The organism is Flavobacterium endoglycinae, assembly GCF_017352115.1.
GTDB lineage: Bacteria > Bacteroidota > Bacteroidia > Flavobacteriales > Flavobacteriaceae > Flavobacterium > Flavobacterium endoglycinae.
Map to the genome: position 1 here is coordinate 1,825,519 of NZ_CP071448.1, position 22,652 is coordinate 1,848,170.

18 protein-coding genes are annotated in these 22,652 nt (G+C 33.0%); 10 read left to right on the top strand and 8 right to left on the bottom strand.

From position 1 onward, the window contains the following. A complete protein-coding gene (locus J0383_RS07975; RefSeq protein ID WP_207297886.1) occupies nt 1–879 on the bottom strand; it encodes an ATP-binding protein in 879 nt (292 codons plus the stop codon). A 17-nt stretch (nt 880–896) separates the two neighbouring features. Continuing rightward, nucleotides 897–2,930, bottom strand: coding sequence for a hypothetical protein (locus J0383_RS07980; RefSeq protein ID WP_207297887.1), 2,034 nt, complete (start codon nt 2,928–2,930; stop codon nt 897–899). Nucleotides 2,931–3,371: 441 nt separating this feature from the next. On the opposite strand from J0383_RS07980, the gene J0383_RS07985 reads away from it, so the two are divergent. From J0383_RS07985 to J0383_RS08015, 7 genes are all read left to right on the top strand, one after another. Continuing rightward, complete coding sequence (locus tag J0383_RS07985) at nt 3,372–4,034, top strand: S24 family peptidase (RefSeq protein WP_207297888.1); 663 nt, start codon at nt 3,372–3,374, stop codon at nt 4,032–4,034. An 804-nt stretch (nt 4,035–4,838) separates the two neighbouring features. Then, complete coding sequence (locus J0383_RS07990) at nt 4,839–5,156, top strand: hypothetical protein (RefSeq protein ID WP_207297889.1); 318 nt, start codon at nt 4,839–4,841, stop codon at nt 5,154–5,156. 219 nt (nt 5,157–5,375) lie between these two features. Then, complete coding sequence (locus tag J0383_RS07995; RefSeq protein WP_207297890.1) at nt 5,376–6,455, top strand: WG repeat-containing protein; 1,080 nt, start codon at nt 5,376–5,378, stop codon at nt 6,453–6,455. Between the two features lie 249 nt (nt 6,456–6,704). After that, on the top strand, nt 6,705–7,547 hold the full coding sequence (locus J0383_RS08000; protein WP_207297891.1) for a bifunctional helix-turn-helix domain-containing protein/methylated-DNA--[protein]-cysteine S-methyltransferase: 843 nt from the start codon (nt 6,705–6,707) through the stop codon (nt 7,545–7,547). Nucleotides 7,548–7,701: 154 nt separating this feature from the next. After that, nucleotides 7,702–8,415 (top strand): 2OG-Fe(II) oxygenase, encoded by a 714-nt coding sequence (locus J0383_RS08005; protein ID WP_207297892.1) that lies wholly within the window; start codon nt 7,702–7,704, stop codon nt 8,413–8,415. 181 nt (nt 8,416–8,596) lie between these two features. Continuing rightward, nucleotides 8,597–8,842, top strand: a complete 246-nt coding sequence (locus J0383_RS08010; RefSeq protein ID WP_207297893.1) for an Ada metal-binding domain-containing protein — start codon at nt 8,597–8,599, stop codon at nt 8,840–8,842. Then, entirely contained in the window at nt 8,829–9,437 is a 609-nt protein-coding gene (locus J0383_RS08015; RefSeq protein ID WP_207297894.1) for an alpha-ketoglutarate-dependent dioxygenase AlkB family protein, read from the top strand. The genes J0383_RS08010 and J0383_RS08015 overlap by 14 nt, the downstream gene beginning before the upstream one ends. A 51-nt stretch (nt 9,438–9,488) precedes the next feature. Here J0383_RS08015 and J0383_RS08020 read toward each other — a convergent pair whose 3' ends face one another. Continuing rightward, the gene (locus tag J0383_RS08020) at nt 9,489–10,244 is read right to left on the bottom strand and encodes an NUDIX hydrolase (protein WP_207297895.1); all 756 of its coding nucleotides are present in this window, start codon (nt 10,242–10,244) and stop codon (nt 9,489–9,491) included. A gap of 300 nt (nt 10,245–10,544) precedes the next feature. On the opposite strand from J0383_RS08020, the gene J0383_RS08025 reads away from it, so the two are divergent. From J0383_RS08025 to J0383_RS08035, 3 genes are all read left to right on the top strand, one after another. Then, entirely contained in the window at nt 10,545–10,802 is a 258-nt protein-coding gene (locus tag J0383_RS08025) for a hypothetical protein (protein ID WP_207297896.1), read from the top strand. A 134-nt stretch (nt 10,803–10,936) separates the two neighbouring features. Further along, complete coding sequence (locus J0383_RS08030; RefSeq protein WP_207297897.1) at nt 10,937–13,000, top strand: hypothetical protein; 2,064 nt, start codon at nt 10,937–10,939, stop codon at nt 12,998–13,000. A 148-nt stretch (nt 13,001–13,148) separates the two neighbouring features. Continuing rightward, nucleotides 13,149–15,170, top strand: a complete 2,022-nt coding sequence (locus tag J0383_RS08035) for a hypothetical protein (RefSeq protein WP_207297898.1) — start codon at nt 13,149–13,151, stop codon at nt 15,168–15,170. A 43-nt stretch (nt 15,171–15,213) separates the two neighbouring features. Here the strand turns inward: J0383_RS08035 and J0383_RS08040 are convergent, their stop codons facing one another. The 5 genes from J0383_RS08040 to J0383_RS08060 form a co-directional block, all read right to left on the bottom strand. After that, nucleotides 15,214–17,445, bottom strand: a complete 2,232-nt coding sequence (locus tag J0383_RS08040; RefSeq protein ID WP_207297899.1) for a glycoside hydrolase family 3 N-terminal domain-containing protein — start codon at nt 17,443–17,445, stop codon at nt 15,214–15,216. A gap of 13 nt (nt 17,446–17,458) precedes the next feature. Continuing rightward, nucleotides 17,459–18,883 carry a glycoside hydrolase family 30 protein gene (locus J0383_RS08045; RefSeq protein WP_207297900.1) on the bottom strand — a complete coding sequence of 475 codons (1,425 nt, stop codon included), beginning with the start codon at nt 18,881–18,883 and terminating at the stop codon, nt 17,459–17,461. A 2-nt stretch (nt 18,884–18,885) separates the two neighbouring features. Further along, nucleotides 18,886–19,725 carry an endonuclease/exonuclease/phosphatase family protein gene (locus J0383_RS08050; protein ID WP_207297901.1) on the bottom strand — a complete coding sequence of 280 codons (840 nt, stop codon included), beginning with the start codon at nt 19,723–19,725 and terminating at the stop codon, nt 18,886–18,888. 72 nt (nt 19,726–19,797) lie between these two features. Next, nucleotides 19,798–20,880, bottom strand: a complete 1,083-nt coding sequence (locus J0383_RS08055) for a glycoside hydrolase family 16 protein (RefSeq protein ID WP_207297902.1) — start codon at nt 20,878–20,880, stop codon at nt 19,798–19,800. Nucleotides 20,881–20,886: 6 nt separating this feature from the next. Continuing rightward, nucleotides 20,887–22,638, bottom strand: a complete 1,752-nt coding sequence (locus tag J0383_RS08060; protein ID WP_207297903.1) for a cellulase family glycosylhydrolase — start codon at nt 22,636–22,638, stop codon at nt 20,887–20,889. Nucleotides 22,639–22,652: the final 14 nt, after the last annotated feature.

Here is a 22,652-nt window from a genome sequence, read left to right on the forward strand (position 1 = left end):
TTATGCGCCTATTTTTATTAAAGTTTCTAAATATCTAAGTGTTGATTCTTTCTGCAGACACTTGTTAATTAGAGGTCTTACCTTGGTTTTATCTTCTAAATTTGCAGAGGCAACATCGCCAATCAATTTTGTATAGAATTCGATTCTTTTATCAGGTGCATTCGGGGTAAGTTTCACGTATTCATCTGAAAAACGGCTGAAAATCTCAGCATAACCCACTTTCTTATTGGTTATTCCCCGAGTGATTTTATCTCTTAGTCCGTCAGCTCCCATCATGTACCATCCGCACACACCATCTGTTCCGTTCCAGATACCTTTTAGTTCTAAAAAGGCAGAATATTCTAAGTCACCAGCTTCATCGATGATAATAAGAGGTTTTTCAAGGGTTGTGATGTAGTATTTAAGGTTTGCAAGTACATCATAGTACTTACCTGTATTGTCTATACCAACAGTTTTAGCAAGCAGACGAATAAAAAGCTGTTTTGATTTTGCCTGAGAACAGTCAACGTAAAAAGTATTTTTCATTTTTTTAATGATGTGTTTAGTACAAAAAGTTTTGCCTATTCCACAATCATCAACTAGTACCATTGATCGGCTGAAATCTTTACAGAAATTAAGATTGTCCTCAATTTCACTATAAACCGATGTTCGGGTAACTTTCCAATTATCTTCGAAAACTTTAACCTGCAGTTCACGTCCTATTGTAATCCAAACGGTGTCACTTATTATTCTTTCGATCTCACCGTTCTTTAAACGGCTGTATATTGAATGTTTTAATCCTAAACTTTTAGAAAAATCAGCGTCTGACCCTCCGTAATTTTCTCTTTTATCAAGTATTGCTTGTCTTACTTTTGCTCTGAATTCGTTTGATAGGTTCATGTTGTTATTTTTTTGGGTTACATAAAATTTCTTTTCCAGCTTGGTACCGCTGTTTGTTGTGGTGTATATAGTATTTCGTCGTCTTGATCGTCAGTAAAAACCTCTGCAGGTTCCTCACGTGCTTCATAACGCTTGACATTCTTAAACCTGAAATTTGAGTTAACTGTTTTAGGTGTGTTATCAATGATCTGCACGTTTTCAATTTTGCTTCTTTGTCTTTTTTCGAAAAGATCAACCGAGGCAACATAACTGCTTTGTAACTGCAGTGCTGCTTCGTCTGCAGCTGTTCGTTCAATCGTTGCCCTGTTGTATCGAGGCATTTCCATGATTTCGCAGACAAATCTTCCATTGAAATATACCAGTGCTTTTAAAACCTGTCCTTCGTTCCCATCCAGCCAGTACACCTCAAACTCTTTTCCTTCAATAACACGCATCTGCTGTATCAGAGCCTCACCGGTTAGTATTTTTCCGTTCTGAGCGATGGCCCTTTTCTTTCCTTGCAGCTTCACATAACCGGCATTACATGAGGTTAGTGTCTTATGACCCAAATGCGGCAGGATTAATTCCCAGTTTGTGGGTTTTAAATCTGCGTGCTGGTTCTGTTCGAAGTAATCCCAGCGGCTTATTGCTGGATTATCAGGATGCGCGCTGTTATTAAACTGCTCGATCTCCAACATTCGTTCATTTACCAGTATGTCAAAAGGAATAACTGTTTTTTTCTCACTGCTCAGCTGGTTAGCTTCGCTTTTTGCCTTTGGTCTGGCTATCCATCCCATAGCTGTTTTTTCAATTTCGTATCTCAGCTTTCCGTTAATCCTTTCGATGTATTTCCCGCGGGCATTATTAGCTTCGATCTTTACTTTTTGAAACATTGTTCCAGGTCTTAGCAGAGTATCTTTGTAACTGCTGTTCAGTGAGCTTTCACATTCTAGCTCATTAGGCAGACAGTAACCCCATTCAGTGTAATTGCGTACCATCTGGCGGTAAAAATCGATAAGAATAGATTCTTTACTCTTTCCATAGACTACCGTTGTGATCGCCTGTGAGGCTATGTCAACTCCAAGATAAAACCAAGCTCTGTCACCTTGTTTGTTGTAAATAAATGGCGGCTGTCTATCGTCAATTGAAATTATTGAACCCGCCATAGTGGGCATTTGCATTTGATGGTGCGGTTTAAACTTGCCCATGTAAACCTGACGATCTCCGCTTCTTGCTTTATAGGTTGCAAGCGTGTTTTCCCATTTATTTATATAATTTATGATCGTTGCCGGTGAAAGCTTTTTAAAATCTTTAGGATTGTACATTTCTCCGGTATCTTCGTTGTATACTTCTGCATACCCGTTCAAAAATGCATCATAGTTTCTTGCAATATCGGTAGGTGTAGGCTTATGAATCTGATTTTTAAACAGTGCATTTAAGATCATTTCTGTTTTTTCGTCTACTTTACGAGCGTTCTGTTTTCCTGTTCCGGTTGGGTCTTTAATTAGAGCCAGAAATTTATTCTGTTTAAAGTCTTTTAAAAGCTCTTTAAATCGTATTGAAACCGGAAGAGTGTGTTCAACCTCATGTTTTGATCTTAAGTAATTTTGAAAACTCTCAACATCATATCTTAAACTTTCGGTAAGGCCTACTAAAGTGTGTTTCATTTTTAAACGCTCCTGTATACGTGCCTGTTCCAATTTCAGAACTGCCTGCATTACGCTGGCATTAATAATATACCTTTCCTGCTCATCACTTTTTAATATCGTGGTACCGCCTCGTTTAAATTTTGAATAGTATTCCGGTGCCTCTGAGTCCCACTCAAAGAATGGCTGCAATGGATGCTCTGCTTTGCGCGGGTCTCCCAGAGAATCCTGTATATCACTTGGAAGGCTGTCAAAATCTACTAATAGTTTTCGGCCATTACCTCCCAATTGCAATCGCTTAATGCCGAATGGTTTATCTTTGTACCTGTACAGCTCTTGTTGAAGAGATTGTATTTTCTTCCAAAATCGTGGAACAAGTTCCTCGACTTCTACAGCTACGGTTTTATTTGAATATATATAAGGCATGATTTTGATTTTGGGAATTCAACAAATTTTAAATTGGCACAATTGAACTGCAGACAGTTGATACAATTGTACCGCAGCACAAAAACTGAGTTTCGATATACATGTAAGTGAACAGATCATTTACATGATAGATAGTTTTGGTTTTCATGACTCGTTGATTTGTTGCTTGATAGCTTGATTAGCTGCAGACAGAAGCGACCTATACTCTTCCTGAATTTTGATAGGTACTGTTCCCACGCGTTCACCTCTAATAGATTTTAAAATATAATCCCTTCCAAAACCATATTTATTTTGCAGTTCAATAAGGATTTCCGTATTGTAAAGTGATTTCTTTTTTCTAGATTTGTCCATTGTCTAAAGTGTATTTATATAAATACAAATATATAGACATTTTTCAATATAAAACAAATTATTATAGAAATATTTCAATATTCTTCTTTTATGAGTAAATCAACAACTGAGAGATTGTCTGAATATATGGCTTACAGAGGTATAAACAATAACGCTTTAACAGTGGCGGCTGAGCTTTCTGTAGGTCAGATAGGGAAAGCAATATCAAATAATTCCGGTATAAATAGTAGTTCTATTGAAAAAATTCTATACGCATACCCGGAGCTTAATGCGGAATGGTTGCTGACAGGAAATGGAAACATGATAAAAGAAAGTAGTGAACCCGTTAATAATAGATCAGAAGAAAAAAAAGGAATCCCACTTATTCCAATCGAGGCTATGGCAGGCTATGGGCAAGGAGATAGTCAAGTGATGCAATATGATATTAACAGTGGGTATAAAATACCTGAGCTTGAAGGTAAAGGAGTTAAATACTTAATTAGAGTTTCAGGCTCTTCAATGTACCCTAAGTACAGTAATGGAGATTTGTTAGCTTGCAAGCCATTAAAAGACTTAGCTTTTTTTCAATGGGGTAAACCGTATGTCCTAGATACAGAGCAGGGAGCAATTGTCAAACGCCTTTTTCCATGTGATGAAGATATAGAATGTTTAGAATGTCATTCAGATAACAAAACACATTATCCGCCCTTTAAAATTCCTAAAAGTTCTGTAAGAGCAGTTGCAATTGTGGTGGGAGTTATCCGATTGGAGTAACATTAATAGATATTGAAATGTATATGTACATAGGAAACACACATAACTTTTTAAAATTCAAAATCTAACTATGAATCATAACTAACTAATAAACAGATATTTATTTACTGTTTTAAATTTTCCTATATGTTTTTATCTATCGCGAATATGTCAAAAAACATGCAAAATGATACATTTTTATACACATAAACCTCATGAATGAGGTACTAAAAAAACATGCATGTGTCAATCCAACTGTCAACCCAACTGTCAACCCAACTTTTTTTTAGTGCAAAAATTAGTTTTGTGAAGGTTAAAATTAGCACAAAAAAAAGACCGTATTAATGGTCTTATGTTTCAAGTGTTATTTCTTAATATTGTTGCCTTAAATAGCGTTTTTATAGGCTTTTACGATTAAAAGCTATAGTAGTGCAGTAATAACAAACAGTCGAAGTTATTAATTGGAAGTATTGTTTTTGTAAAGGTATATCTGAGGCTATCAAAAGGCAGTATAAATGCACATTTTAATTTGTTGCGTTTTTGGACATTTTTTGGTGTGAATCCCTTATTTTATTGGGCTTTTCGGACATTTTTGGGTTATAGAGTATTATTACATTTTAATTTATTAATTATACTTCCGGAATTGACGTAAACAATAATAATATTTTAGAAGAGTCAGAAATACAGAATACCAAATATGTATGTAATGGAAATGATGGTGCATATGATAAACAAATAACATTAAAATTATTTGATTTCGTTACTAGCTCAAATACAGAGCCACTTGAAAGTATAACAAAATATAATTATGGCTATGGAGGCATTGTGAAATTTAACATCCAAAATTATATTAATATTGATTCCGCAACACTTGTTGCATATGACTTAAAGACGCGAGATGGTTATTATGGTAACAATGTGCCTGGAACAATAAAGCTTGAATTATACGATTGCAAGAATTCACAAATAATAAAAGGAAGCGAAATTATTTCAGGGGAAATTACTGAAGGTAGTTCAGTTTCTTCTAATAATTTTATAGAGAATTTACCTAATGAAGACATAGAACTAGGTGTAAAATTAACAAAAAGCAGTAATTTTTATGCTTCGACAAGTGATATTATTCTCATACTTAAAAGAAAATAATTAACAAAGTTATATTATTAGTTCTTAAATCATGATCACTTAAAATATTTTTTTAGATCCATTATAAGGTGTCTGAAACTTCAAAACAGATTTTATAATGCATATCAAACCCGACAGATTTTAAAATCTGTCGGGTTTTATTTTTTAAGAAAGTAATAAGTCTGTTAGAATATTTTCTTTTCAAAAACGTTGTATTATATTTATTGTAAATATTTTATTATGAAAAATTATATTTTACTCTATCTATTAATGGTTTTAAATTGTGCAGCTTTTGCACAAAACAATGATATTTGGACAGCATTTCCGAACAAAGACACTACTTTAATCGGGTTTAAAGATCAAAACGGAGTAATCAAAATAGAACCAAAATTTACAGGTTTTACAACGGCTCGCAAATTTGAAAATATAATGGCTGTTTCTGAAGATGAAAACGGAAAATGGAAAAGCTACTATCTAACCAAACAAGGAAAAATAGTGGGACGCGACAGCTTATATGTTTTTGATAATAGTCCAGATTGCGAAAACGAAGGTTTCATACGTTTTACAGATCGTAAAAGCGACAAAATGGGCATGTTTAATAGTAATGGAAAAATTGTAATTCCAGCACAATACAGTTCTTTAACCAAAGCTAGAAACGGGATGGTTGTTGTTTTAAAAGATGCTGTTAAAGAACAAGATGGTGAACATTTTTTCTGGAAGGGCGGAAAAGAATTTTTAATCGATACCAACAACAAAGTCCTCATTGAAAATTTCTCATTTACTGACGATTTGAATTTTTATTCTTTAGAAAAATCAAAAGAACCCAGTAAAGACCAAACAAAAGATAGTTTTCTGGGGCTTGATGGTTTATATTATTCCTTTATTAATTATGAGAAAGAATTTAAATATTGGCTGAAAAACACTTTGCTTTCTGATTTATCGAAAGCCAATTTAGAAAAACATTCTTTTGATAAAATCACCTATTGGAAAGAACCAAATGGATGGATAAGTGAGTCCAAAACGAAATTCATCAATCAAAATTATACCTATTTAAAGTTAAAACTTCAAGAACTCAAAAATCCAAAAACAGATTATTTTATTTCTTCTGATGGATTGAATCCCTTTATTTTCGAATCGAGTGAATATAGCGTTTATTTCAATAACTGTAATGAATCAAAAGATTGGCTTTACCCAATTAAAAGCATCATCATAAATCCAAAAAACAAAGCTGATTTTAAACAAGATCATTTTGAATTTTTAAGAACCGAAAACGGTTATAAATTAATTGGTATTTCTGCCGCAAAAGATATTTTTAAATAATTTATTTCTGCTTTAAAGCTACCTTTGTAATTAAAGTAAACTATGAAGAATTTTCTAATAATCTCACAAAGTCGCTAAGACACAAAGTTTTAATTTTACTAATAGTTACTGTCTTTCAAATTCGCTTAGAATTAGAATACCGAAAAAACTTTGTGCCTTCGCGCCTTTGTGGCAGAGAAAAACAAAGCAAGTTTCGGATTTTATACCTTTAAAAACCAATCGATATTTGTATTATAAAATTGAATGAAGATGAACACACAAGAAACCATCAATTATAATCGTATCGCCGAAGCTATAGATTATATCAAAGCTAATTTTAAAGATCAGCCTAATTTAGATCAAGTCGCGGAAAAAGTACATTTAAGTCCATTTCACTTTCAGCGACTTTTTAGTGAATGGGCAGGCACAAGTCCGAAAAAGTTTTTACAATATACAAGCATCGAACACGCCAAAAAGTTACTGAAAGAAAATCAGGCTACTATTTCTGAAACTGCTTTTGAAACTGGACTTTCAGGAACAAGCCGTTTACACGATTTATTTGTAAATATTGAAGGAATGACTCCGGCAGAATATAAAAACGGAGGAAAAAATCTGGAAATCAATTACAGTTTTGCCGAAAGTCCGTTTGGAAATATTATTGTCGCATCGACCCAAAAAGGTGTTTGTTTTATGGCTTTTGCCGAAGATGAAACAACTGGATTTATTGTTTTAAGAGATAAATTTCCTAATGCTCAATTTTCTAAAAAACTGGATTTATCACAACAAAATGCCTTGTTTATTTTTCAAAATGATTGGAGTAAATTATCTGAAATTAAACTGCATTTAAAAGGAACTGATTTTCAATTGAAAGTTTGGGAAGCCTTGCTTAAAATTCCAATGGGACAACTTTCTACGTATGGTTCTATTGCGAATCAAATTCAAAAACCAAATGCATCCCGCGCCGTTGGGACAGCAATTGGAAGTAATCCTGTTGCGTTTTTAATTCCGTGTCACCGCGTTATTCAATCTTCTGGAACATTTGGCGGTTACATGTGGGGAAATACCCGAAAAACAGCTATCATTGGCTGGGAAGGCGCGCAAATAAATCTATAATTTTTTTCGCCACGACTCGAGCGATAGCGAACAGGCGAAGTAATTCACGAATTATTTTTTTTAATCTATGCGATTATATATTCGAATAATATTTTGATAAAGTGTTTAAAAAGAAAATTCGTGAATTCGTGGCGAAAAAAAAATCTAAATCTCTATGCAAAATATACAATCAAAAATTGCTTCTCAAAACTGGGAAAGCATCACCGAATCTATGCACCAAAATGGTTTTGCTATTATTCCAAATATCCTCAATAACGAACAATGTGAAGACCTGAAATTTGATTATGACAATCCGAATTTATATCGAAAAACGGTTATTATGGAACGTCATCGTTTTGGATTGGGTGAATACCGATATTTCAATTATCCGTTGCCAGATTTAATTCAGAATCTTCGTTCGTCGATTTATCCAAAACTGGCTCCAATTGCCAATACATGGATGAAAGCTTTGAATATCAATACTGTTTTCCCAAAAACACATGCTGAATTATTACAGCAATGTCATGACAACAATCAGCTCAAAGCAACTGTTTTAATTTTAAAATATGGCAAAGGCGGATTCAATACTTTGCATCAGGATTTATATGGAGATGTTTATTTTCCAATTCAAATTGTACTTTTTCTAAATGAACCTGATGAAGATTTTACTGGTGGAGAATTTGTTTTAACGCAACAAACGCCAAGAGCACAATCTAAAGCCATTGTTTTAAAACCTAAAAAGGGAGACATTTTGGTTTTCACAACCAATTTCAGACCAGTAAAAGGCACAAAAGGATATTATCGCGTGAATATGAAACATGGTGTAAGCGAAATTCATTCTGGAGAACGACATACGTTGGGAATTATTTTCCATGATGCTCTTTCGTGAATATTTTTTTTTTGCCACGAATTCACGAATTATTCTTTTACATACTCAATCTTATATTATTCGAATTAATTCGAATAAATAATCGCAAAGATTTTAAAATAATAATTTGTGAATTCGTGGCGAAAAAACAAAACGTTAGACGCACTGCAGTGCGTCTCTATATTACAAAACGTACACTTTTATGATTAATCATCAAAAAATAACCGATTCTGAATTGTTTCGTAAAATTAAAAAAGGCGAAATTTGTTTCGGTGGCAACCAGAAATTAAAAATCTACGGAACATTGACATGTTCTTCGGGGAAAAGGATGAAACGTGAAAATCGGGTTTTCTTTTTATCTGAAAATGAAGCGAGAAAAAATGGCTTCAGACCTTGCGGACATTGTATGAAATTGGAATATCAAAAATGGAAAAATGGACTTATTTAATCCTCAAATAAACGAAACAACTAATCTGCTTCCAAAAGATGGAACGGTGAATTATTACGGAAAATTATTCTCTAGAGAAAAGGCTGATTTCTACCGCGATATTTTGCTAAATACAATCGAATGGAAAAATGACGAAGCCATAATCTTTGGTAAATTAATTCTAACCAAGCGGAAAGTAGCTTGGTACGGCGATCAAGAATTTGAATACACGTATTCGAATACCACCAAAAAAGCATTGCCTTGGACTCCAGAACTTTTAGAATTAAAGAAAATCATTGAAGAAAAAACAGGTGAAACTTTTAATTCTTGTCTGCTAAATTTATATCATTCAGGAGAAGAAGGAATGGCGTGGCACAGCGATGCTGAAAAAGATTTAAAGAAAAATGGTGCAATTGGATCGGTCAGTTTTGGCGCCGAACGTAAATTTGCTTTTAAACATAAAGAAACTAAAGAAACGGTTTCAATGATTTTGGAACATGGCAGTTTATTGGTTATGAAAGATGAAACACAAACGCATTGGCTGCATCGTCTTCCGCCAACAAAATCAACTCAAAAACCAAGAGTAAATTTGACTTTTAGAACTATTGTGACGTAATTATTCCGCAGCTCGGTATTTTTAAAGCTGGCTGATTTGTTCTAAATAATTTTACCAACCTTGATTTAATCCATTTTTAAGAACTTCATCGTACTTTTCTTTATCAAAAGAATATAAATTTGGTGCTTTGTGTGCCACATTGTTTTTCTTTTCTTCCAGTTTAGTCAAAATACCTATATTGGTTATTTTTCTCAAGAAGTTTCTTCGGTCAAGCTTTTTGTCCAAAATTGTTTCATATAGTTTTTGAAGTTCTGGAATTGTGAATTTCTCCGGAAGCAAATTATATCCAACTGGCATTAAATTCAATTCAATTCTTAACGTATCAAGAGCTTTATCGAGAATTTCTTTGTGGTCTAAAATCAGCTCAGGAACTTCTTTATGGTCAATCCATTCAATTTTTTCATGAACGCTAGCTTTTGTTGGAATGATTTTTAAAAAATCAACTAAAGCATAATATCCTATGGTAACAAAACGCTGAGTGAGCCATTTTCCTTCTTCGGGTTTTATATCCAGATATTTTAAGACTTCATTCCCAAAATGATTATCGTTGCGTTTAATTTTTCCAAACGTCGCAAATTGTCTTAAAAAGACACCTTCAACTCCGGTTCTTTCATTTAAAACGGTTACTGCTGCAGTATCTATATCCTGATCAATAGGAACAAATCCTCCTGGCAGTGACCAGCTTTCATTATGCGGTACTTTAATTAACAATACCTTCAGCTGATTATTATGAAACCCAAAAATCACGCAGTCTATTGAAAGACCCGGCTGGTATTTATCGTTGTTTTCTATAATATATTTCAGCATTAGATTTAAATGAATGGTTATTACTAATAGTTTGCAAATTTACTTCATTTTAAAAAAAGAAGACTCATCTTAAATTTAGTTCTTTAAAACTTCATAATCAGTAAAAAAAAGAGAAGTGTATAAATCACAATTTTAGTTAAAATTACAAATTGAATTAAAAAAATAAGTACATTGCGTCATAATAACACATTTGAATTTCAAATTGTTAAATTTAAAATAAAAGAAGGAAAAAGATTACTTTTTAATTTATTTTTGTAATGTTTATTTTAAGTCGAAGAATTAGTTAATGCAAGGAAAATTATGATTACCAATCCGTTAAAAAATATCAATCAAAAAATTAGAACCAAAATCTGGACTTCATTCGGGTTTGTATCTAAAACTTATCTTTTAGAAGCTTCTTTGAAATATAGCGAGGAGCAGGAAAGAATTTTCAATGAAATGATTGTTGAAACTGAAATAAAAGATAAAAAAGCAAAACGCGAAGCGTTTGACAAAGCTCTATATGCTTCTTACAAAGGAATTGGAGCAATGGATTTCATTAACACTGTCCTGAAATAATTGTAATAATTATTTTGGTTTTTATACGCAGCCTCACTTTATAGTGAGGTTTTTTTATTAGAATTTTTAATCGTTTTTAAAAATATGATTGAAAATAGTATATCTTTGAAAAAGTAAGATTATACTTTCATAAAATGAGTGCGCAATATTTTAAAATTAAAAAACCAGAGGCGTGGACTGAATCTCTTGACAACTCAAAAGTTATAGAACAAATTCAAGAATTTAACTTTGACCGAGAATCTTCTGATTATAATTACCATGACTATTATCACATACTAAACACAACTTATTATACTAATAATACAAAAAAATCAGAATACACCCTTAGAGCTTTCCCTCTAAACAAGATAACTTCTAATTCAAGAAAATCTGTTGTAAATATATTATTTGATGAACATCAAACTTATACACTACATCAAATAAGTATTTTGAGAGATGGCAAACTAATTGATAAAATTGCGGATAGCAAAATTATTGTCAGTCCACTAAGCAACGGAACTTCAGGACGAATAATTTTTGGGGAGTTTACAATTCAACCAAGATTGAAAAAATATAATTATAATGAACAAAAATTTATAAATATAACCATCGATAATTCATTCCCTAATGATGTCTTGATCGTCGAAATTTCTCGAAGTTCTTTAAAAGAAAATAATTCTTTAAAAGATGATTCTTTAAAATATATGTGGGTTAATCCCGATATCTGGTATTATTTCTCCACTAAAACAAAGTTTACGTTTATCAATGATTCTGACAAAACAATTGTTTATAAAAAATTCTTTTTTAAAGATGAACAACAAAATATAATAGAGTCGGAAATTAAACATTTAGAAAAAGGAGAAAAATTTGTACTAGAGAAAAATAACATTCTAACCAAAGATAAGATGAGGAGTGTTAGCGTAATTAGAGACCCTAAAGAATTATCTTTTATTGACTTTTCAAACAATACATGGCTGGAATTATCAAATCATATTTCACTAATGTATGCGGAAATTGAAAAGACATTTTCTTTATCTGAATCTGCCCCTGATTTATTAAAAGAAATTAATCGAATTAATAATAAGGAAGAAAAATTACAATTTGTTATCGAATACGTACAAAACCAAATTGCTTATATTTCTTGTGAAGAAATAATGAGTGATTATCCACAATCTCCATGTGAAACAATTAAAAAGAAATATGGGGATTCTAAAGCGAAATCACTTTTACTAAAAGTATTATTAAATCATATTAAAGTAGATGCATCTGTAATTTTTATAAATGCTGATCTTCAAAAAAAAATGACAGCACTTAGAGGGCCAAGTTTTAATTATTTCCCATATGAATATTTCCCCTCAATAGATGCTAACCTAAAACATTTTTTACCTTCTTTATTTATTTTTGATCAAGCAATAGTAAAAATAAATTACAAAGGAACAAGCTATTTCATTAATCCAACTCTTGAGGATGAATATGGATTAATTGAAAATCGTGGAGATTTTCTTTTTCATAATTATCTTGAAATTAAATATGGACAAGAAGAATTACAAAATAAAAATCCAACCAAAATTTCTTATTGCTGCAAAGATGTAAAAACAGAGTTTAGAATAAAAGATAATCGTGGCAGACTAAAACAAACTACTATCTACAGAGGTTACCTAGCCAATGAAATGCGAAGATATTTTAAGAAAGATAAAATTTCAATGATTAACTCTCTAAGGTATGAGCTAGTTTCAACATTTGGCTATGAAAGACCCCATGAAGCGACAATAAAAGATACTACATTTGAAATTCTAAGTGATAATAAAAAAGAAAATAAACTTATAGTAGAATTTAATGGTACTGTTATAAATCCATATTATCAAAACAAACGCTTTTTATTAAAGCCTTCTCCTTACTTAATAATCGATTTGCATAAAAATCAAATTGAAACGATGGATAATAAGTTTTTATTATTTAATTGCTTTAACCAAAAACATGAAATTAGTCTTTTTACTGATCAAAAAATTGACTTAGAAAAATTTAAAGAAGTTACACACACATTTAATCACAAGTACTTTAATATTATGATTCAGGAAAAAATTTATAGAAAAGGAATCACTCTGCATTTGGATTATTTGAAAAAGATTAATGATATTGAAATTTCTAAAAATGATTTGGAAGAGTATACTTTAGCAATACAACCTGTTATAGATATAATTAACAATTTTACTCTATAAAATAGGGGACTTTTATAATTAAAAGTGTTTAACTTGACCTATAAATTTTTATTATCACAAATTTCACAATACTAATAGAGTTAAATCGTTTATTATTATTTATTTTTATTTTTTTAAAGTAAGAATATACACCATTAAAATTATATGTATGGAAAATACTGTAGAAGTAGAAAATTACAAAATCGAGAAACCTGAAAGCTGGGCTCCTAACATCGATGACAATCAACTAATTGAATATATAAAAGAATCTGATTTCTCAAACAAACAAGTTGAGGAAGGAAGGGATTTCTGCTACTTTCTAGATAAGGTTTATTATACCAATGATAATGGAAACAGCGAATACGCCTGCGTTGCTTATACGCTTAATGAACCTTCAAACCTTGAAAGTGCATCTGTAAGAGATGTTGTGGTCGAAGAAAATGAAACTTACATCATTCATAGAATAAGTGTTTTAAGAGATGGTGTTTTAATTGACAAAATTGCAGATACTAAAATAAAGGTTCTTGACAGCGAAAATCAAAGTGAAGGCGGCGTTTTAAGCAGCAACAAAAAAGTAAATATTACGATTAAAGATCTGCGTCTTTATGATGTATTAATCACTGAAGATTCACGAGTAAAGGTATTTACAGATCGTGATTTTATGCGAAAAGAATTTCTTAAATACGTTTACGTAACACCAAGCACTTATTGGGCTTACGGAAATTATAAATTCAGTTTTATCAATGATCGTAAGGATCCAATTGCTTACAAAAAAGCTTTTTTTAGAGATGAGGAAGGAAATGTTTTAGAACCAGAAATTAATTATCTGAAACAAGGCGAGCGATTTGTAATTGAAAAAGAAAATTATATCAACTTTTTTGACACTAACAGAGAAGTTGCGCCTTTTATAGATTTTGCGACTGATAGTAACTGGATTGATCTCGCTAATTATATTGCTCCTCTTTATGAAGAAATCTATAATAAAGCTTCTTTAAAGGAATTTGCTCCAAAGCTTGTCGAAAAATTAGATGCCATTACTGATAAAGATGAACAGCTACAATTTGCAATCGATTATGTACAGAATCATGTTTATTATATTTTTAATGCTGATGAAATGAACGGTCACAAACCGCAGGAACCATCGGTAACATATGAGAATAAACAGGGTGATTGTAAAGCAAAATCGGTTTTATTAAAAGTTGTTTTAGATTACATCAATATTGATTCTTCTGTGGTATTGGTTAATTTTAATACAGATCACTACATCACGCATTATTTGCCATCTCTGTTGACTTTTAATCATGTGATTTTAAAAATCAATTATAAAGGTGAAACGTATTTTATAGATGCAACGTCTAGAGATGAATTCGGATTAGTTGAAAATCGCGGTTTTATTTATTTCCTGCATTATCTTGAAGTAAAACCAAATCAGGGATTACAAGTTAGAGAACCGCATAAATTTACGTATTATGGAATTAATGAAAAGGTAGATTTCAGCGCTCAAAATAACAAAGGTCAATTAAAACTGGTTACGACTTACAAAGGAAATCGTGCCAATTATATGCGTAAATATTTCAAGAATACAAATAAAAGAGAGATAATTGACAGCTGGAATAATTTCTTGTTTTATACTCTGAATTATTCAAATGACAGAAACGGAACTGATATCAGAACTATTTTTAAAGATGCTGTTATTGAAATTGTAAGCGATGATAAAAAGCTGAACGAATTTACGATTCAGTACTACTCTTCAATCGAAAATCCATATTTTACAGATCAGCAAAAGAATCGTTTTTTAATGTATTTCGACCGCAATCTGGTTAAAAATAATGCTCGTGATTTTATGCATACAGACATTCCTTTCTGGCATAATTTTGATAACGAGAAGTATGAAATTCATCTAACGACTGATGAAAAAATAGATGTTCAAGAAAAGTATACAATACAGGAAAGTACAATCAATAATCCTTATTTTGATTATACAAGCCGTAAAAAAGTAACTAAAAACGGTGCTTCAATATTTATTGATTACAAACCATTGGTAAATCTGGAAATTCCACTGAAAGATTTTGAAGATTTTAGAAATGCGCATCATACGGTTGCCGACAGTAATTTTGGTATTGGAATCGATATTATCGAACAAGGATTACTGAATATGCTGAAATACAGTTTCAAAAAACGCTTGAAATAATAGTATAAAAAACGGGGCTTTAAAGGCCCCGTTTTTCATTTCACTAATTTGCAAGTAATTCAAAATCTGATCTTAATTTAATATCTGCTGATGAAGAACCAATCATAAGTTCAAAGTCACCAGGTTCTGTTGTCCATTCTAATTTATTGTTGTAGAATGAAAGTTTTTCTTTGTCGATTGTAAATTCGATTGTTTTAGATTCTCCTGCATTTAATTTCACTTTCTGGAAATCTCTTAATTCTAAAACCGGACGTACTACAGATCCAAATTTATCTTTTAGGTATAATTGTGCTACTTCTTCTCCAGCGACTTTTCCAACATTTGATAATGTAAATGAAACTTTAATTGTTTCGTTGTTTTTTATTTTCGTTGAAGAAAGTTTCAAATCAGAATAATTGAATTTTGTATAGCTCAAACCATATCCGAAAGGAAATTTAGGTGAGTTTTTTAAATCAATATATGCCGAAACATAGTTGGTAGCATTTTCATCTTTAGCTGGTCTTCCTGTGCTGAAATGGTTGTAATAAATTGGCACCTGCCCTACTTCTCTTGGGAATGTCATTGGTAATTTTCCAGATGGGTTGTAATCTCCAAATAAAACATTTGCAATAGCATTTCCAGCTTCAGTTCCTAACCACCAAGTGTATACCACTGCAAGAGCGTTATCTGCTGTCCAGTTAAATACAAGAGGTCTTCCTGCATTTATTAAAACCACAACAGGTTTTCCGGTTGCCATAACAGCTTTTACTAAATCTTCCTGAACACCTGGAATGTGTAAATCGCTTCGGCTTTTTGCTTCACCGCTCATATTGTGTCTTTCACCAATACTTAAAATTACAACATCGGCTTGTTTTGCAACTGCTACAGCTTCTGCAAATCCGTCTTTATTATCTCCGTCTACTTCACAACCTTTTGCATAAAGCAGTTTTGTGTTTTTGCCTACTTTGTTTTGTAAACCATCCCATTGCGAAACTACCCATTTGTCATAGTTTACTTCAGGAAGTTCTACAGCCCAAAATCCCATATTGACTTTATATTCTTTTACCATCGGACCAATAAATGCAATGGTTTTAGTGTCTTTTGAAAGCGGTAAAGTCTGGTTTTCGTTTTTCAGCAACACGATACTTTTTTCTGCCATTTCACGTGCTGCTTTTCTGTTTTCAGGATTTCCTAAAACTTTTTCAGCTCGTTTATCATTAGAATATCGGTATGGATCATCGAATAAACCTAATTCAAATTTCTTGCGGAGAATACGTCTTACAGCATCATCAACTAAATCAATAGAAACTCTTCCTTCTTTAACTAATTCTGCCAGATTATAACGGTATGCATTACTTTCCATATCCATATCGCTTCCTGCCGTAATCGCAGAGTAAGCAGCTTCTTTAAGATCTTTAGAATACCCGTGTGCCACCATTTCTCCAATTGATCCCCAGTCAGAAACTACGAATCCTTGAAAGTTCCATTTTCCTTTTAAAATGTCACGTTGTAAATGTACATTTCCAGTTGCAGGAATTCCGTTTAAGTCATTAAATGAATTCATGAATGTGGCTGCACCCGCATCTAAAGCTGCTTTAAAAGGTGGTAAATACGTTTCCCAAAGCATTCTTTCGCTCATGTCAACTGAGTTGTAATCTCTTCCCCCAACTCCCGCTCCATATGCAGCGAAGTGTTTTACACAGGCCATTACTGAATTTAAATCTCCTAGTTTATTTCCTTGAAAACCTTTTACTCTTGCGTATGCAATTTTAGAACCTAGATAAGTATCTTCTCCAGCACCTTCCATTACGCGTCCCCATCTTGGATCACGGCTAATATCAACCATTGGAGCAAATGTCCAGTGAATTCCACTTGCAGAAGCTTCTTCAGCTGCTACTCTGGCTCCTTGTTCGATAGCTTGTAAATCCCAGCTTGCTGCTTCGGCTAAAGGAAGGGGAAAAGTAGTTTTATATCCGTGAATAACGTCTTGACCAAACAACAACGGAATTTTTAAACGAGACTGCATCGCCAATTCCTGATATTGTCTGGTATATTTTGTTCCGATGATATTCAGCATCGAACCAACCAAACCCGCTTTGATTTCAGATTGTTTGTTAGGATTAATGGTAATTGGTCCTGTTGCCTGATTATCTCCAGTGTATTGGTTAAGCTGGCCAATTTTTTCCTCAATTGTCATTTTTTTCAACAGATCATTTACTTTCTGATCTATTGTCTGCTGTTGTGCCGTCGCAAAAAGCGAAACCATCAACAAGGCAAATGTGGTTATTTTTTTCATGAAGTTAGTTTTGTTACCAAACGTAAGTGGCTACTGCACCTGCATTTAATGAAGTTGAAATTTGTTTTTGATTGTATTTTATATTGAATGTTTCTGCTGAAGCTCCATCATTTTCTACGATCAAAACAATTTGTCCTTGTGGTGTTTTAAAAGCAACATTATGAAGGTTTCCGCTCACATTACTTCCAATTCTCACAGAACCTTCCGGAACAAATTTAGAAGCATGTCCGATAATATAATATCCTACTTCTCTTTTGATATTTTGATTTTGATCAATCATTAAAGCACCTTTACAAGTGGTACAACCGCCTGGTGTAAAAGGTTTATAATTTTCATCGTTTGCTAATCCCCATGATAGGGCATTTTTACTCCAGTTACGCATTGAACCAATCACAACATTTTTTACTGTCCATTTTAAATCATTTTCAAAACTGCTTTTTGATCCTGTATATTGTTCTGTAAAGTATAAATCTTTATTTGGAAATTCATTATGAACTGTTGATAAGGCACTGATATCTCCTTCGTACAAGTGGAAAGCTGAACCTGCAACAAATGGATTTGCTTTGCTATCTCTTAAAACTGTCAAAGGATATTCTGGTTTGTTACAGTTATGGTCGTAAACAATAATTTTAGTTTTAATTCCTGCAGCTTTAAATGCTGGTCCTAAATGATTTCCAATAAAATCTGCTTGTTGTTCTGCCAGCATTAATAAACTTGGATTGTTCCCAGGATGCAACGGTTCGTTTTGAGGCGTAATAGCGTCAATAACGATTCCGTGTGATTTCATTGCTTGGATATATTTTACAAAATACTGAGCATACACCTCATAATATTTAGGTTGTAAACTTCCTCCTTTTGAGCTTCCATTATCTTTCATCCAAACTGGTGGCGACCATGGAGATCCCATTATTTTAATGTTAGGATTTATTTTTAAAATATCTTGTAAAACCGGAATCACATCGTTTAAATCTGGCCCTAAGTTGAAATGTTCTAATTTTAAATCGGTTTGTCCTTCCGGCATGTCATCATACGAAAAAACTTTCTCATTCAAATCAGATGCTCCAATACTAATTCTAAGGTAACTTAAACCAATTGCATCCTTTTTTCTAGAGAATAATTCGTGAAGCAAGGCTTCTCTTTTGGCTTTATCCAATTTCAAAATGGTTTGAGCACTTCCTCCTGTCAAAGAAAATCCAAAACCTTCTACAGTTTGGAATGTTTGAGAAGGATCGATCTCAATTGTTTGGTTTGCGTTAGTTTCTGAACTAAAAACTAAATCAGTTTGTTTTTGAAGTTTTGAAGTTTCATCTGTTGTTGTAATCCATGATTCTGCTTTTCCAGAATTGGATGCAACACTTTTTGAAGATCCGCATTTTATCTGCACCGCAATAAGAGGCAGTAAAAGTAAGATTTGAAGTTTTCTGTTGATGTTTTTCATTTTTAATCTATTTCTATTAATACAGGTAAATGGTCCGAGGGATATTTTAAATCTTTAGAATCACTCAGCACTGCATGTTTTTGAATTTTGAGTCCGCTGTTTTTTGAAATAAAAATATAATCCAGTAATAATGTTACAGACTCATTGTGTTTAAAATCGTTGAATGTTCCTGATGGTCCAAATGGTTTTTCTTTCGAAACATCTTTTGTGTCATCCATTACTTTTTTAATTGCAGCAATTTGAGCAGTTTCTGGTTCCGAGTTAAAGTCACCCATTAAAAAAGCTGGATAATTTTTTGTGTTTAATGCTGCTATTTTTGAAAGAACCAGCTCCACACCTTTCACTCTTGCCACTTCGCCCATGTGATCTAAATGCAAATTAAAAACATAGAATGTCTTTTTTGTTTTTAGATCTTTAAAAAGCCCATACGTACAAACTCGGTTACAGGCTGCATCCCAGCCTCTTGAAACCACGTTTGGTGTTTCTGACAGCCAGAATGTATTAGAATCTAATACTTTAAAACGGTCTTTCTTGTAATAAATGGTGCAGGCTTCTCCTAATCCTCCTTCTTCACGTCCTACTCCAAATTTGTCGTAATTTGTTAATGCTGATGCAATATCAATAACCTGGTTTGGTGTTGCTTCTTGAACTCCAAAAATATCTGGACTATAAAATTGTATTTGAGAAGTAAAATAATCTTTACGATTGGGCCATGCATTTTCTCCATCTGAAGCAACATCTAAACGAATATTGTAGGTCATGATTTTTAAAGTCTGACCATAAAATGTACCGCTTACCAAAAGCAGTATTACTACTAAAACAATTGAATTTATTTTTTTCATCTTTAAAAAATTTTGATCCGTAAAGCTAATGTTTCCAAAGCCTGAAAGAAAAAAACTTATTTAAAAGTTATGTTAATTATACACTCTTACATAATCTACTTCGAAAGTTGCATTTGTAAAATTAGGATCAACCGTTCCTCCAAAATTTCCTCCCATGGCTAGATTTAAAATCAGAAAGAATTTTTGATTGAAAGGTGTCGAAGCCGAATTTGCATATGTGTAAAATAATTTATCGTCTACATAAAATTTAATGCTTTCTGCCGACCAGTCTGCCGCATAAACGTGAAATTCTGTTGCTGAATTTGGCACTGTTGTAGTTGCTGTATCAGGCGTATTACCTGAGCGTCCTGGAGAATGCAGTGATGAATGGTTTACATTCGGATTATTCCCTACTGATTCCAAAATATCAACTTCTCCGCACAATGGCCATCCTGCAGTATCAATATTATCGCCAAGCATCCAGAAAGCAGGCCATGTTCCGCCTCCAACTGGTAATTTGGCACGAACTTCTGCACGACCATATTTAAATGAAAATTTTCCTTTTGTCAGCATTCTTGCAGAGGTATAGTGGCTTCCCATATACTCTTCTTTGATGGCTTTAATTTTTAAAGTTCCATTTGACACAATTACATTTTCAGGGCGATTGGTATAATATTCTAATTCGTTATTTCCCCATCCGTCCCCAGTTCCTGTATTGTATCCCCATTTGGATGTATCGGGAGTACCATCAACATCAAATTCATCCTGCCAAAGTATTTTTCTGGCTACAAAAATATTTACTGAAGTTGATGAACTAATAAATTGTCCGGCAGCATTGTAGGCTGAAACAATTATGGGATATGTTTTGGTACCAGAAGCTGTAAATGTATATGTGAAATCAGTACTTGTAATTTCTTTAAGCTGATTATCAATCAATACTTTGTATGAAACCGCATTTGATGCTGTAATTTTTAAGTTGATTTTTCCACTTCCATCTCCTTCAGGTGTCGCTGCGGTTTTACCTACTACTTCTACCTGAACTGACAAATTTGATGGAGCGGGATTAACCGCGCCTTCATCTGAACCATCATTACTGCTGCTGCAAGACTGAAAAATCAGCAATAAAATAAATGTCAATATTCCTGCTCTGTTCATAATATTTTTGATTTTTTTCATTTGTAATTATTTTTTAGAGGCTTTTTTTTGTCCATTTAAAAATTCTAGATAATTCAAATTAAAGCCACCTTGTTCAAAAACGGTTTTGATTTTATTCTCTCCAGTTTTTAAAACTACACCAGATAGAATAATGGTTTTCCATTTGTCTTTTCCTCCTGTTGCTGGTAATGTAAGTGTACTTGATTTTTCTCCATTGGTTTCTAAGTGAAGTTTTCCTTCTTTATCAGATGAATAACGAATAGCAACATTATATTTTCCTTCTGTTGTAACTTGAGCTGTAAACTGAAGCCACTCTCCATTTTCTATATAAGAAACCTGATACCCTGCTGATCCAGCATCTTTACAGGGTAGAATATCAACCCCATCATTACGCATTGTGTTACCAATATTCCATTCATCAAATTTGTTGGTTTCTACTCGGTAGTTTATAAAATCTTTGTCTGAATAGGCATATCCGTTTGTCCCTAAATCATAATGAACTGCTACTATTTTTCCAGGAATTACATGTTTTTTATAGGCTTTTGTATCATTGGTCTGAACTTGTCTAAACATGGCATCGATAACATCTGGCTTAACAGTTACGTTTTGCATTTTATAGTTATCTGCCATTTTCATTAATGCTTTTTTGGCAAATTCAGGAGATGGTTTTTGACCGCCATCTTTCCAATATTTCAATAAAACATCGTATTCTGGAATTTTGGTTACTGAGGTTACTCCGGCAATATTTTCGATTTTTTTCATTGGCCAGAACGCCCATCCAATGTTGTTGCTTTCAACTAAAGTCAAAGCGTCTTTAAACCATACATTTGAATTTTCTCCGCTTTCTCCTAACCAGATTGGCACATTGTATTGTGTTCTGTAATCAAGCATTTTCTGGATTGATTCTTTGGTGTTGTAGTTCCAATATTTATGAAAACTCAATGCCATATTATCATCCCATAAAGGAAAAATTCCGTTGTAATTGTTTCCCCAGCAATTTCCTTCGATAATGACCATGTGATTGGTATCTACTTCACGAATTGCTTTTGTAATGGCAACCAGTAAATCTCTTAATGGGCCGTTTGAGTTTTCATCGCATCCATTTTTATTTGATCCTGTAAAATTCCAATTTGGTTCGTTGATAATATCGTAACCTCCAATCCATTGGCTGTCTCTGTAACGTGAAGCGAGTTTTTTCCATAAAGCAATCATTTTTTTCTGATTGCCTTCGCTTTCCCAAAGAGATGGTTTTGTGGTATCGTAATCTGATATTGCGGCATCATTTCCTTGTCCACCAGGTGCTGCATGCAAGTCTAAAATAAGATACATTTTATTGGCTTCACACCATTTCAGCAAATCGTCAGTCATTTTGAAACCTTCTTCAATCCAAGTGATCTCACCATTTTTTTCCTGTTCGATTGGCGGTGTATACAGGTTATAATGCATTGGAAGACGAATTGAATTGAATCCCCATGCTGCTAAAGAATCAACATCTCGTTTTGTGATTCCGTTTGCTTTATAAGCTGCATAGAATTCTTTTGTTCCTTGTTCGCCAATAACATCTTGAATTTTTTGTCTAATCTGATATTGTGGACTTGCAAACGGCTGGGTTTGGAGCATGTATCCTTCCTGCACCATCCATCCCCCAAGTCCCAAGCCTCTCAGAATGATATTTTTTCCGTTTCCGTCAACAATTTTTTGTCCGTCTCTATGCAGAAATCCTTGTCCAAAAGATGCGATGGAAACTAAAAGCTGTAGTGTGATTAGTATTTTTTTCATCTGAAAATATTTTA

Coding starts and splice junctions, on each gene's coding strand:
- J0383_RS07975 (WP_207297886.1), bottom strand. CDS start 879: ATGAACCTATCAAACGAATTCAGAGCAAAAGTAAGACAAGCAATACTT.
- J0383_RS07980 (WP_207297887.1), bottom strand. CDS start 2,930: ATGCCTTATATATATTCAAATAAAACCGTAGCTGTAGAAGTCGAGGAA.
- J0383_RS07985 (WP_207297888.1), top strand. CDS start 3,372: ATGAGTAAATCAACAACTGAGAGATTGTCTGAATATATGGCTTACAGA.
- J0383_RS07995 (WP_207297890.1), top strand. CDS start 5,376: ATGAAAAATTATATTTTACTCTATCTATTAATGGTTTTAAATTGTGCA.
- J0383_RS08000 (WP_207297891.1), top strand. CDS start 6,705: ATGAACACACAAGAAACCATCAATTATAATCGTATCGCCGAAGCTATA.
- J0383_RS08005 (WP_207297892.1), top strand. CDS start 7,702: ATGCAAAATATACAATCAAAAATTGCTTCTCAAAACTGGGAAAGCATC.
- J0383_RS08010 (WP_207297893.1), top strand. CDS start 8,597: ATGATTAATCATCAAAAAATAACCGATTCTGAATTGTTTCGTAAAATT.
- J0383_RS08015 (WP_207297894.1), top strand. CDS start 8,829: ATGGACTTATTTAATCCTCAAATAAACGAAACAACTAATCTGCTTCCA.
- J0383_RS08020 (WP_207297895.1), bottom strand. CDS start 10,244: ATGCTGAAATATATTATAGAAAACAACGATAAATACCAGCCGGGTCTT.
- J0383_RS08025 (WP_207297896.1), top strand. CDS start 10,545: ATGATTACCAATCCGTTAAAAAATATCAATCAAAAAATTAGAACCAAA.
- J0383_RS08030 (WP_207297897.1), top strand. CDS start 10,937: ATGAGTGCGCAATATTTTAAAATTAAAAAACCAGAGGCGTGGACTGAA.
- J0383_RS08035 (WP_207297898.1), top strand. CDS start 13,149: ATGGAAAATACTGTAGAAGTAGAAAATTACAAAATCGAGAAACCTGAA.
- J0383_RS08040 (WP_207297899.1), bottom strand. CDS start 17,445: ATGAAAAAAATAACCACATTTGCCTTGTTGATGGTTTCGCTTTTTGCG.
- J0383_RS08045 (WP_207297900.1), bottom strand. CDS start 18,883: ATGAAAAACATCAACAGAAAACTTCAAATCTTACTTTTACTGCCTCTT.
- J0383_RS08050 (WP_207297901.1), bottom strand. CDS start 19,725: ATGAAAAAAATAAATTCAATTGTTTTAGTAGTAATACTGCTTTTGGTA.
- J0383_RS08055 (WP_207297902.1), bottom strand. CDS start 20,880: ATGAAAAAAATCAAAAATATTATGAACAGAGCAGGAATATTGACATTT.
- J0383_RS08060 (WP_207297903.1), bottom strand. CDS start 22,638: ATGAAAAAAATACTAATCACACTACAGCTTTTAGTTTCCATCGCATCT.